Source organism: Burkholderia sp. Se-20378 (assembly GCF_017104665.1).
In the GTDB taxonomy this organism is placed as follows: domain Bacteria; phylum Pseudomonadota; class Gammaproteobacteria; order Burkholderiales; family Burkholderiaceae; genus Burkholderia; species Burkholderia lata.
Genome location: NZ_JAAGPG010000254.1, coordinates 1 through 11,975, shown reverse-complemented (window position 1 = coordinate 11,975; position 11,975 = coordinate 1). Strand labels below are relative to the sequence as shown.

Annotated in this window: 13 protein-coding genes and 1 tRNA gene; 4 read left to right on the top strand and 10 right to left on the bottom strand. The window is 66.1% G+C overall.

The features are described 5' to 3' along the window. Together leuA and ybiB are read right to left on the bottom strand one after the other, a co-directional pair. The coding region (leuA, locus tag G3N93_RS23690; RefSeq protein ID WP_206134087.1) for a 2-isopropylmalate synthase at window positions 1-1,421 on the bottom strand (1,421 nt) is incomplete at its 3' end. Between the two features lie 380 nt (window positions 1,422-1,801). Continuing rightward, complete coding sequence (ybiB, locus tag G3N93_RS23685) at window positions 1,802-2,776, bottom strand: DNA-binding protein YbiB (protein WP_206134086.1); 975 nt, start codon at window positions 2,774-2,776, stop codon at window positions 1,802-1,804. Window positions 2,777-2,970: 194 nt separating this feature from the next. On the opposite strand from ybiB, the gene maiA reads away from it, so the two are divergent. Next, complete coding sequence (gene maiA / locus G3N93_RS23680) at window positions 2,971-3,615, top strand: maleylacetoacetate isomerase (RefSeq protein ID WP_174945081.1); 645 nt, start codon at window positions 2,971-2,973, stop codon at window positions 3,613-3,615. An 83-nt stretch (window positions 3,616-3,698) separates the two neighbouring features. Here maiA and ftsY read toward each other — a convergent pair whose 3' ends face one another. Continuing rightward, complete coding sequence (ftsY, locus tag G3N93_RS23675; protein ID WP_174945079.1) at window positions 3,699-4,865, bottom strand: signal recognition particle-docking protein FtsY; 1,167 nt, start codon at window positions 4,863-4,865, stop codon at window positions 3,699-3,701. A gap of 216 nt (window positions 4,866-5,081) precedes the next feature. On the opposite strand from ftsY, the gene rsmD reads away from it, so the two are divergent. The 3 genes from rsmD (at window position 5,082) to G3N93_RS23660 (ending at window position 6,631) form a co-directional block, all read left to right on the top strand. After that, window positions 5,082-5,696, top strand: coding sequence for a 16S rRNA (guanine(966)-N(2))-methyltransferase RsmD (gene rsmD / locus G3N93_RS23670; protein WP_206134085.1), 615 nt, complete (start codon window positions 5,082-5,084; stop codon window positions 5,694-5,696). 111 nt (window positions 5,697-5,807) lie between these two features. Continuing rightward, window positions 5,808-6,305: a pantetheine-phosphate adenylyltransferase gene (coaD, locus tag G3N93_RS23665; RefSeq protein WP_031403077.1), complete on the top strand. Its 498-nt coding sequence runs from the start codon at window positions 5,808-5,810 to the stop codon at window positions 6,303-6,305. 59 nt (window positions 6,306-6,364) lie between these two features. After that, window positions 6,365-6,631 (top strand): YfhL family 4Fe-4S dicluster ferredoxin, encoded by a 267-nt coding sequence (locus G3N93_RS23660; protein WP_043187288.1) that lies wholly within the window; start codon window positions 6,365-6,367, stop codon window positions 6,629-6,631. 84 nt (window positions 6,632-6,715) lie between these two features. Here the strand turns inward: G3N93_RS23660 and hisC are convergent, their stop codons facing one another. The 7 genes from hisC to lolB all read right to left on the bottom strand — a co-directional run. After that, entirely contained in the window at window positions 6,716-7,780 is a 1,065-nt protein-coding gene (gene hisC, locus G3N93_RS23655) for a histidinol-phosphate transaminase (protein WP_206134084.1), read from the bottom strand. 115 nt (window positions 7,781-7,895) lie between these two features. After that, window positions 7,896-8,495 (bottom strand): aminoacyl-tRNA hydrolase, encoded by a 600-nt coding sequence (gene pth / locus G3N93_RS23650; RefSeq protein WP_021163050.1) that lies wholly within the window; start codon window positions 8,493-8,495, stop codon window positions 7,896-7,898. 121 nt (window positions 8,496-8,616) lie between these two features. Continuing rightward, the gene (locus tag G3N93_RS23645; protein ID WP_011353236.1) at window positions 8,617-9,222 is read right to left on the bottom strand and encodes a 50S ribosomal protein L25/general stress protein Ctc; all 606 of its coding nucleotides are present in this window, start codon (window positions 9,220-9,222) and stop codon (window positions 8,617-8,619) included. A gap of 161 nt (window positions 9,223-9,383) precedes the next feature. Beyond that, window positions 9,384-10,346 (bottom strand): ribose-phosphate pyrophosphokinase, encoded by a 963-nt coding sequence (locus G3N93_RS23640; RefSeq protein ID WP_011353235.1) that lies wholly within the window; start codon window positions 10,344-10,346, stop codon window positions 9,384-9,386. A 45-nt stretch (window positions 10,347-10,391) separates the two neighbouring features. After that, window positions 10,392-10,468, bottom strand: a tRNA-Gln gene (locus tag G3N93_RS23635). A 55-nt stretch (window positions 10,469-10,523) separates the two neighbouring features. Then, window positions 10,524-11,405, bottom strand: a complete 882-nt coding sequence (gene ispE, locus G3N93_RS23630) for a 4-(cytidine 5'-diphospho)-2-C-methyl-D-erythritol kinase (RefSeq protein WP_206134083.1) — start codon at window positions 11,403-11,405, stop codon at window positions 10,524-10,526. Between the two features lie 25 nt (window positions 11,406-11,430). Then, window positions 11,431-11,975 (bottom strand): lipoprotein insertase outer membrane protein LolB (gene lolB / locus G3N93_RS23625; protein WP_206134082.1); only part of this gene is annotated, 545 nt, incomplete at its 5' end.

The following is an 11,975-nucleotide window of genomic DNA, read 5'->3' as shown; positions in this document are numbered from 1 at the left end:
GCGGCGAAACGTCGCACGGCCTCATCAGGCGTCGTGTCCGCCGCGGGCGCTGCCGCGATCTCGCGGTTCTGCCAGCGCGCGCCGTTGCCGTGGCGCGCGGCCGGCCCGTCGGTATCGAAGAATTCGCGCGCGAACAACGTGCAGATCGCGTCACCCGTCACTTCCTCGCCGGACGTGTCCGCGAGCGACTGCACCGCATGGCTGAATTCGATCTGCACGCGGCGCGTCGGCGTGAAGCCCATCCCGCGTTCGAGCAGGAATGTCGCACCGCCCTTGCCGGACTGGCTGTTCACGCGGATCACCGCGTCATAGCTGCGGCCGAGGTCGGCCGGGTCGATCGGCAGGTACGGCACTTCCCAGGCCGCGTCGGGGCGCTGCTGCGCGAAGCCCTTGCGAATCGCGTCCTGGTGCGAGCCCGAAAACGCGGTGAACACGAGGTCGCCCGCGTACGGATGGCGCGGATGTACCGGAATCTGGTTGCAGCGTTCGACGACGCGGCGCACGGCGTCGATGTCGGAGAAATCGAGGCCCGGATCGATGCCCTGCGTGTAGAGATTCAGCGCGAGCGTGACGAGATCGACGTTGCCGGTGCGTTCGCCATTGCCGAACAGGCAGCCTTCGATGCGGTCGGCGCCCGCGAGCAGCGCGAGTTCGGCTGCCGCGACCGCGGTGCCGCGATCGTTGTGCGGATGCACGGACAGCACGATGCTGTCGCGATACGCGAGGTTGCGGTCCATCCACTCGATCTGGTCGGCGAACACGTTCGGGCCCGCGGCTTCGACGGTGGCCGGCAGGTTGACGATCATCTTGTGATCGCGGGTCGGGCGCCAGGTCTGAGCGACCGCGTCGCAGATTTCGCGCGCGAACGTCAGCTCGGTCATGCTGAAGGTTTCCGGCGAGTACTGGAAGGTCCACTGCGTGTCGGGGCGCGCGGCGCAGTGTTCCTTGATGATGCGCGTGCCGTCGATCGCGAGCGCCTTCACGTCGGCCTTCGACATCCCGAACACGATGCGGCGGAACGACGGGCACACCGCGTTGTACAGGTGCACGATCGCGCGCGGCACGCCTTCGAGCGCGTCGAACGTGCGGGCGATCAGGTCTTCGCGCGCCTGCACGAGCACTTCGATCGTCACGTCGTCGGGAATCCGCTTGTCGTCGATCAGCTTGCGCACGAAATCGAAGTCGGTTTGCGACGCCGACGGAAAACCGACTTCGATCTCCTTGAACCCGATCGCGACCAGCATCTCGAAGAATTCGAGCTTCTGCTCGATGCTCATCGGCTCGATCAGCGACTGGTTGCCGTCGCGCAGGTCGGTGCTCATCCAGACGGGCGCGCGCTCGATGGTGCGCGACGGCCATTTGCGGCCATTGAGGCGGACGGGCTCGAACGGACGGTACTTGTCTTGCGGATTGCGCTGCATCTTCTGGACCTCGGGTCTCAAGTCGCGAGCGAAGACGGGCGGCATGGGCGACGGTTGGCGCTGCCTCGCTCCGCGGCACGTGAACGCGCTGCGGATGCGGATGATCTTCGCGAATCGGCCGACGGATAGACGGACGAATGCTGACGACTTCGGGTTGTAAAAACTACGAGAGGGGTACTGCGAGGAACTGCTGGGAGGGACCGTGCGGACAGCACACGGCGCTACGAAAGCCTTAGGCTAGTCGTAGCGATAGCGGCCGCGCTAGGCGGCCGGAGGTAATTCGGAGGGTGTTCGGAAAGGAACGCATGAGGGCAACTCTATGCCAGGATGCGCTCGCGTGTCAAATGCCCTGCAAGCGGGGCCGGTTCGCGAGCGTGCCGTCAGCGTGCGATGCGGGCGATCTGCACGATCGTCGCGACCTGCCGGGCGACCGTGTCGGGCACCGGCACCGCGCCGCGCAATACGGCGTCGGTCCACGCGGCCGTCGTGGCCGCGTCGCGCGATTCCGGCAGCGCGACGGCCGGCGCATCGGTCGACGAGCGTTCGGCCTCGATCAGCGTGTCGCACACGCCGTCGTGCAGCCAGTCGACCTGCACCTGGCGCCGCGTGTCGGCAACGGCTTCGCCCTCGGTGCCGCGTGCCAGCAGCGCGCCGCCGAGCGCGGCGTCCGGATGGTCGCGGAACAATTGCGCCAGGCTGTCGCGATACGGCGGGTGCGTGTAGTTGACGAGCCGCAGGCCGGCCGGCGCGAACGGCTGCAGGATCTTCACGAGCGTGTGCGTCGAGTTGCGCACGCCGAGCACGCTGCGCATCGACAGCAGGTGGGCAATGCGCGGCGCCAGCACCTCGATCGACGCGAACGCGACGCGGCGCTCGGCGAGCGTGTCCTCGATCGCATCGTGCGACGTCGACGGCGCGAGCGACAGCGCCGAGAAGATTTCGGCGCTCGTCACGCGGCCCGGATCCCGCTCGACGCCATGCACGAGCACCGGCACGCCTTCGCGCGCGAGCAGCAGCGCGAGCAGCGGCACGAGGTTCGGCTGCTTGCGCGCGCCGTTGTAGCTCGGGATCGACACGGGGCGGAACGCGGCGTCCTGCACGTGCACCGGCTCGAACGACGCCTGCGCGGCGGCGAGCATCGCGGCCAGCTCGTCGGCGGATTCGCCCTTCAGCCGATACGCGATCAGGATCGCGCCGAGTTCGACGTCCGACACGCGCGCGTCGAGCATCGCGCGATAGAGCTCGAACGTGTCCTCGGCGGACAGCGCGCGTGCGCCGTGCGGGCCGCGGCCGATTTCCTTGATGAAGCGGGCGCACGGGAACGGAACGGCGGCGGGATCGTGGGAAGCGGTCATCGGGGCGTGGGGCGGGCGGCCGGCATCGGGCCGCGCTGTGAGCGGTGAGGAATGCCCCGAGTATCGCACGGGTGCGGCCGTCGCAAGCGAGGCCGCGCCGCGCGGCGCGCTACACTCTGGTTCCCGGCGGTGCGCGCGCCGGCTGCGCTGCGCCCGTGCCGTCGCCGGCCGAATACGACTACGAGAGACATCCCATGAAGCTTTACAGCTATTTCCGCAGTTCCGCGTCGTACCGCGTGCGGATCGCCCTGAACCTGAAGCAGCTGCCGTTCGACTATGTCCCCGTGCACATGCTGCGCGACGGCGGCGAGCAACTGAAGGATGCGTATCGCGCGCTGAATCCGGATGCGGTCGTGCCGACGCTGATCGACGACGACGCGACGCTGCAGCAGTCGCTCGCGATCATCGAATATCTCGAGGAAACCCATCCGGAACCGGCGCTGCTGCCGAAGCAGCCGGTCGATCGCGCGTATGTGCGCGCAGTTGCGCTGCAGATCGCGTGCGAAATCCACCCGCTCAACAACCTGCGCGTGCTGAAGTACCTGAAGCACACGCTGAAGGTGCCCGAGGAGGCGAAGAACGCGTGGTACCGGCACTGGATCGAGGCGGGCTTCGACACGCTCGAGACGCGTCTCGCAAGCGATCCGCGCACCGGCAAGCTGTGCTTTGGCGACACGCCGACGCTCGCCGACGTGTGCCTCGTGCCGCAGGTGTTCAATGCGAACCGCTTCTCGATCGACACGACGCGCTATCCGACGATCCAGCGGATCGTCGACCATGCGTCGACGCTCGATGCGTTCAAGGCCGCCGAGCCCGGCGCGCAGCCCGACGCCGAATGAGCGCGGTGCGCCCGGCATGCACGACCGGGCGCGCATGAAAAAAGGCGCCCGAAGGCGCCCTGTGCGATGCGGGCCGGCGGTGTTCAGCCGAGCAGCGCGTCCGCGAATTCGACCGCGCTGAACGGCTGCAGATCCTCGACCTTCTCGCCGACGCCGATGAAGTAGACCGGCACCGGGCGCTGCCGCGCGATCGCGGCGAGAATCCCGCCCTTCGCGGTGCCGTCGAGCTTCGTGACGATGAGGCCGGTGAGGCCGAGCGCGTCGTCGAATGCCTTGACCTGCGTGAGCGCGTTCTGGCCGGTGTTCGCGTCGATCACCAGCAGCACTTCGTGCGGCGCACCGTCATGCGCCTTCGAGATCACGCGCTTCACCTTCTTCAGCTCTTCCATCAGGTGGAGCTGCGTCGGCAGGCGGCCGGCCGTGTCGGCCATCATCACGTCGATCTTGCGCGCGCGCGCGGCGCTGACCGCGTCGAAGATCACCGCGGCCGGATCGCCGCTTTCCTGCTGCACGACCGTCACGTTGTTGCGCTCGCCCCAGACCGCCAGCTGTTCGCGCGCGGCTGCGCGGAACGTGTCGCCCGCGGCCAGCAGCACCGACTGGTCGAAGCTCTGCAGATGCTTCGCGAGCTTGCCGATGCTGGTCGTCTTGCCCGCACCGTTCACGCCGGTGATCATCATCACGAGCGGCTGCGCGCGGCCGAGCATCAGCGATTTTTCGAGCGGCGTCAGCAACTCGACGAGCAGGTCGTGCAGCGCGGATTTCACCTGCTGCGGGTCGGTCAGGCGGCCCGTGCGCACCTTTTCGCGCAGCGCGCCGAGCAGGTACTCGGTCGCGTCGACGCCCGCGTCGGACATCAGCAGCGCGGTTTCGAGCTCCTCGTACAGATCCTCGTCGATCTTCGTGTTGACGAACACGCCGGTGATGCTCGAGCCCGTCTTGGCGAGCCCCGTTTTCAGGCGCGCGAGCCACGATTTCTTCGCGGTGGCGTCCTGCAGCGGCGGCGGGACGATTTCGACCGTCTCGACGACTTCGTCGCGGCCGTCGTTGGTCGGCGTGACCGTCATCACGACGGCCGGTGCGGCCGGTTGCGCGACCGGTTGTGCGGGCGCTTGCGGCACGTCGGCCGCAGGCGGGGCCTCGAACGCGGGCGCATCGGACGGTTCGTCCGTTTGCTGCGCGTCGGCCGATTGCGATTCCGCCGGATCGGGCTCCTGCGTTTTCTTGAATCGTTTGAAGAAGCTGAACATGGTCTGACGTCGGGAAGAGGGCGGGCCGCCGCCAGCGGCGGGGCACCGGACGGGCCGTTCTGCGTTCGCGCGGGCGCGACGCACGGCGGCCGAAACCGTGCATTTTATCAGTGCGGCGGGGCGCTCGCGTCAGTGTGCGCCGCCGCTGTGGTAACGTGCGCCTGTTTAGCGGTGCGCCCCCGCGCGCGCCCGGTCCCTCCGTCGTCGATATTCCGTATGTCCCGTTCCTCTCCCGGCCGCCCGGCGGCCCCTTCTGGCCGCGGCAAGCCGCACACGATCCGCATCATCGGCGGTGACTGGAAACGCACGCCGCTCGCGGTGCTCGATCTCGACGGCCTGCGGCCGACGCCCGATCGCGTGCGCGAGACGCTGTTCAACTGGCTCGGCCAGGATCTCGAAGGCCGGCGCTGCCTCGACCTGTTCGCAGGCACCGGCGCGCTCGGTTTCGAGGCCGCGTCGCGCGGCGCGGCGAGCGTCGTGATGGTCGAGCGCCATCCGCGCGCCGCGCAGCAGCTGCGTGCGATCAAGGACAAGCTCGGCGCGCGTGCGGTCGAGGTCGCGGAAGCGGACGCGTTGCGGCTCGCGGCCGGGCTCACGCCGGGCGCGTTCGACGTCGTGTTTCTCGATCCGCCGTTCGACGAGCTGGCCGTCCTCGAGCGCGCGATTGCGCTGGCGGCGCCGCTCGTCGCGGCGGGCGGCGCGCTGTACGTCGAGACGGGGGCGGAGCTCGATCCGGCCGCGCACGAAGCGCTTGCCGGCTGGGAGGTCGTGAAGCACGGCAAGGCCGGTGCGGTTCACTATCATTTGCTGCGGCGCGAAAATGATGAATAATGCGCGTTCCATACGAGGCGGCGCGCCGCAAAGGCGACGCATGCCCATCTCGGCAGCGGCGTGCGCATCGCACGGCTGCCATCCCGTTTGCGTGATGACAGGAGGAGCGACATGGTAGTCGCCGTGTATCCCGGTACGTTCGATCCGCTGACGCGCGGGCACGAAGACCTCGTGCGGCGTGCGTCGAGCATTTTTGATACGCTGGTGGTCGGTGTTGCCGACAGCCGCGCGAAAAAGCCGTTCTTCTCGCTGGAAGAACGTCTGACGATTGCGAACGAGGTGCTCGGCCATTATCCGAATGTGAAGGTGATGAGTTTCACCGGCCTCCTGAAGGATTTCGTCCGCACCAACAATGCGCGCGTGATCGTGCGCGGCCTGCGCGCCGTGTCCGATTTCGAATATGAGTTCCAGATGGCGGGGATGAATCGCTACCTGCTGCCCGACGTCGAGACGATGTTCATGACGCCGTCCGATCAGTACCAGTTCATCTCGGGGACGATCGTGCGCGAAATCGCGCAGTTGGGCGGCGATGTCAGCAAGTTCGTGTTCCCGTCCGTCGAGAAGTGGCTGACCGAGAAAGTCGCTGCGATGGGAGGCCCTGCCGCGTAATGCGGCGCCGGCCGGTTTCGTTGCGAAGCCGGCCGCTGGCCTGAAGAAGTGAGATCAGTATGTCTTTGATGATTACCGACGAGTGCATCAATTGCGACGTGTGCGAGCCCGAGTGCCCGAACGGCGCGATTTCGATGGGCCCGGACATCTACGTGATCGACCCGAACAAGTGCACCGAGTGCGTCGGCCATTTCGACGAACCGCAGTGCCAGCAGGTGTGTCCGGTCGAATGCATTCCGCGCGATCCGCAGCATGACGAATCGCACGCGCAATTGATGGAGAAGTATCACGCGTTGACCGCCGCGAAGGGCGACGACGCGTCGTGACCCCGCGGTGACGCGCGCGCTCGAGAGCTCGGGCGCACCCGTCACGCATCCGGATCGGCGCCGCCTGGCGCCGGTTCCTTCATTTCACAGCAGCTCGCGCAACGCCGCGACGAGCGCATCGCATTCGGCGTCCGTGCCGATGGTGATGCGCAGATGCTGGTCAATCTGCGGCAGCCGGAAGTGCCGCACGAAAATTTCCCGTTCCTTCAGCTTTGCCGCAATCGCACCCGCGTCGTGTGCGGGATGGCGCGCGAACACGAAATTCGCGGCTGACGGCACGATGTCGAAGCCGAGCGCGTCGAGTGCGTGCGTGAGACGCGTCCGGCTGTCGATCACGCGCCGGCAGGTTGCGTTGAAATAATCGGTGTCTTCGTACGCGGCCTGCGCGGCGACCTGTGCGAGCCGATCGAGCGGGTACGAGTTGAAGCTGTCCTTCACGCGGTTCAGTGCGTCGATCAGCGCCGCATCGCCGAACGCGAAGCCGACGCGCATGCCCGCCAGCGAGCGCGCCTTCGACGTCGTGTGCACGACGAGCAGGTTCGGGTAGCGGTCGATCAGCGTAATCGCGGACTGCGCGCCGAAGTCGACATAGGCTTCGTCGATCACGACGACCGACGACGGATTCGCGGCCACGATCCGCTCGACGTCCGTGAGCGGCAGTGCGCGCCCGGTCGGCGCGTTCGGGTTCGGGAACAGCACGCCGCCGGCATCGTCGAGATAGTCGTCGACGCGGATCGAGAAGTCTTCCGCGAGCGGGACGATCGACGTCTGGACGCCGTACAGGCGCGCATAGGTCGGATAGAAGCTGTAGGTGATGTCGGGGAAGCGCAGCGGCCGGTCGTGCTTGAGCAGCGCCTGGAACGTGTGCGCGAGCACCTCGTCGGAGCCGTTGCCGACGAACACCTGCTCGGGCTTGATGCGGTGATGGGCCGCGACCGTCTCGCGCAGCGCGCGCGCAACCGGGTCGGGATAGCGGCGCAGCGTGTCGCCGGTCTCGCCGAGTTCGCGTGCGATCGCCGCGACCACGCGGGGCGACGGCGGATAGGGATTCTCGTTGGTGTTCAGCTTGACGGGGTGTGCGAGCGCGGGCTGCTCGCCCGGCACGTAAGGCACGAGTTGCTGAACGATGTCGCTCCAGTAACGGCTCACCGCTTGGCTCCTGTCGGGCAAAGCGACCAGATTACCGCATGTGCGAGCAGGGAGGGGCGGGCGGGGCCGCCCGGCGGCGCCGGACGGCTCGATGCACCGGAGCGGTGCGATGCGGTCAGTTGCGATGCAGCTGCATCGTCGCGCGGTCGAGTTCGCCCTTGACGACCATCGGCATCACGGCGAGCGCGCGTTCGATCGACGCATCGATCACGTCCTGTTCCTCGCGGCGCGGCGGCTTCAGCACGAAGTTCGCGACGTCGGGCTTCGCGCCGGCGCGCGCGCTTTCCGGAATCAGGTCGCGCGGATGGCCGATGCCGATCCGCAGCCGCCAGTACTGCTGAGACGACAGGTGCGCGGTGATGTCCTTCAGGCCGTTGTGGCCGCCGCTGCCGCCGCCGAGCTTCAGCTTCACGGTGCCGGGCGGCAGGTCGAGCTCGTCGTGCGCGACGAGGATCTGGTCGGGCAGGATCTTGAAGAATTGCGCGAGCGCGACGACCGACTGGCCGGAGCGGTTCATGTAGGTTTGCGGCTCGAGCAGGTGGACTTCCTCGCCGTGCAGGCGCGCTTTCGCGTAGAAGCCATGGAAGCGGCGCTCGTCGCGCAGCGTCGCGCCGGCTTCGCGGGCGAGCTGGTCGATCAGCCAGAAGCCGGCGTTGTGGCGCGTCGCGGTGTATTCCGCCCCGGGATTGCCGAGGCCGACGATCAGTTTGATCATGACGTTTCGAAGGCGGCAACGGCCGCCTGGGCGCAGAAAAAGAAAAACCCGCCGGGCAAGCCGCGGCGGGTTGCGTCGACCGTTTCGTGAAACGGATCGATGGGGCGCGTGGGCAGCCCGCTTAGGCAGCCGGCGTTTCGCCTTCTGCTGCGTCCGACACGGCACCGGCCGGGACCGTCGCCGATGCGACAACCGGGTTTTCCGCGTCGACGTGCGCGACCAGCACGACGCCCTTCGGCAGCGTGATGTCCTTCGCGTGCAGCGATTGACCCGCTTCGATCTTCGACAGGTCGACTTCGAGGAACTCCGGCAGGTCAGCCGGCAGGCACTCGATTTCGATTTCCGTCGCGACGTGCGAAACGATCGCGCTCGACAGCTTCACGGCCGGGCTGATTTCCGCGTTCAGGAAGTGCAGCGGAGCCTTCGTGTGCAGCTTCTTCTTCGCGTCAACGCGTTGGAAGTCCACGTGCAGCACCAGTTGCTTGAACGGGTGGTATTGCACGTCGCGCAGCAGAACCTGTTGCGACTGGCCAGCCACTTCGAGGTCGAGGATCGACGAGTGGAAAGCTTCCTTCTTCAGGGCGTGCCACAGGGCGTTGTGATCGAGTTCGATCTTTTGCGGGGCTGCTTCGCCACCGTAAACGATACCCGTGGTCTTACCAGCGTTGCGCAGGCGGCGGCTCGCACCCGTACCTTGCTCTTGGCGCTCGAAAGCGACGACTTTCATGTGATTCTCCAATAGCTGCCCGCGACCAGGCAGTAAAACGGGGCCGTCAGACTGCGGCCCCCGATGAAACGGTCGGGGTTTCGTCTATCCCGTCCGATTGTGCAAAAAGCGAAGCGTTGCCGCTTCGCTTTCTGCGCATGCTTTGTTCAGTCGATTCGCGATCAGGATTCCGCGAACAGCGACATCACCGAGTCGCCGCGGCGGATCCGCGAGAACGTTTCGGCCAGCAGGCTCGCGCTCGTCAACGCACGGATCTTCGAGCAGCCGAGCGATTCGGCGGACAGCGGGATCGTATCGGTGACGACCAGTTCGTCGAGCGCCGATGCGGCGATACGATCACCAGCGCCACCCGACAGCACCGGGTGCGTTGCGTACGCGAAGACCTGCTTTGCGCCGCGTTCCTTCAGCACTTGCGCGGCCTTGCAGAGCGTGCCTGCCGTATCGACCATGTCGTCCATGATCACGCAGGTGCGGCCTTCGACTTCACCGATGATGTTCATCACTTCGGAGACGTTCGCCTTCGGGCGACGCTTGTCGATGATCGCGAGATCGCAGTTGAGCTGTTTCGCGAGTGCCCGGGCACGCACCACGCCGCCGACGTCCGGCGACACGACGAGCAGATCCGAGTAGTTCTGCTTGCGCAGGTCACCCAGCAGGATCGGCGTTGCGTAGATGTTGTCGACCGGGATGTCGAAGAAGCCCTGAATCTGGTCGGCGTGCAGATCCATCGTGATGATCCGCTCGACGCCGGCGATTTCCAGCATGTTCGCGACGACCTTCGCCGAGATCGCGACACGCGCCGAACGCGGGCGGCGATCCTGACGGGCGTAGCCGAAGTAGGGGATGGCAGCAGTGATCCGGCCAGCGGATGCGCGCTTCAGCGCATCGACCATGATCATCAGTTCCATCAGGTTGTCGTTCGTCGGCGCGCACGTGGATTGCAGGACGAAGACGTCCTTGCCGCGCACGTTTTCCTGGATCTCGACCTGGATCTCGCCGTCGGAGAAACGGCTGACCATTGCTTTGCCGAGGGGAATTCCAAGGATATTGACGACTTCCTGGGCGAGCGCGGGATTCGCGTTGCCAGTAAAGACCATCAGGCCATCATGGCTGTGGCTGCTCATCGTGCACCTGCTTCAGGCTTGGGCGGGAAATGCGGGAAAAATTTTTGGCAGGGGAGGAAGGACTCGAACCCTCGCATGCCGGAATCAAAATCCGGTGCCTTGACCAACTTGGCGACTCCCCTACACTTAACTGATAACTTCACCGAACTTGTGTAGGCCGTTCGGCAAAGTAAAACTTCATGACGCGAAAGCGAAGAGCGGATGCTCGTTCAGGCTCTCGGCAACTGCACCGTTCCAACCGGTGGGCAGCTTGGCTTGCGCCGCTTCTGCCTCATGCTTGCTATGAAACGCTGCAAACACGCTTGCTCCGGAGCCGGTCATCCTCGCGGGGGTCACATCATACAACCATTTGACCACCTGCGCAACTTCCGCGTACTTACTTGTCACAACTTGCTGCATATCGTTCCGACCGAAACTATCTGGCCATCCCGCGTCGCTGTTTTGCTGTGCAAGAAAGTCCGTAATTGTGACGCGCTTCGAATCTCTTGTCAACAACTCATCTGAAAATATTTCAGCGGTTGGGACGTGAACGCGGGGCGTTACAACCAAGAACCAGCGAGTCGGCAATTGTACCTCAGCTAATTCTTCTCCGATACCCTCTGCGAACGCATTTTTTCCAAAAATAAAAAACGGGACGTCCGCGCCGAGTTTTACCGCGAGCGACTGGAGTTCGGCGCGCGGCAGGTCGAGTTGCCACAGGCGGTTCAGCGCGAGCAGCGTCGTGGCCGCGTCGGAGCTGCCGCCGCCGAGGCCGGCTCCCATCGGCAGGCACTTGTCGATCTCGATGTCGACACCGTGCGCGGTGCCCGTATGCGCTTTCAGCAGGTTGGCCGCGCGCACGACAAGATCGCTTTCCTCGGGCACGCCGGGCACGTCGGTGACGCGTGCGACGCGACCGTCGTCGCGCAGCGTGAAGTGCAGCGTGTCGCCCCAGTTCAGCAACTGGAACACGCTCTGCAGATCGTGATAGCCGTTCGGACGGCGGCCGGTGATGTGCAGGAACAGGTTGAGTTTCGCGGGCGCAAGGCAATTGCGCAGCGAGCGGGTCGAATCGGTCATGCGTAGGTCTGGGCTAGGCGGGTGCTCACTGATCGAGCACGAGCTTGATGTCGAGCGGCGGTGTCGCGCGCACGAGGTTGACGCGTTTGACGCCCGTGGCCGGGGCATCCGCGTAGGCAAGGTAGTCGATCGTCCAGCCGTCCTGGCGGATCTGCTTGACGCGCGTACCGTCGGCCGGATCGCGCACCGTCTCCGCGGGCGTGGCGGGCGCGGCTGCCGGTAGCAGCCAGTAGCGCAGGCCCGCGAGCGGCAGTTCGAAGCCGAGCGTTTTCTGCATCAGGTCGCCGACGTCCGGCGCATATTGCGTCGGACGGTTCGGCAATTCGAGCGATGCCGCCTGCGGCGTCGACTTCACGACCGCGAGCGTCTGGCCGAGCGGGCTGCGCAGCTCGAGCGACACGTCGTCGCCGTGCTCCTGCCAGTCGAAGTTGCCGTACACGTTCTGCTGCTTGCCGAGACGGTCGTCGTACTGCACCGCGAAGCGGCCATGGTGAGCGTGCGTTGCGGCGGTCTGCAGCGCCGCACCGGTCGGCGCGCTGGCCGACGGCGGCGTGCTCGCGCAGCCGGCGA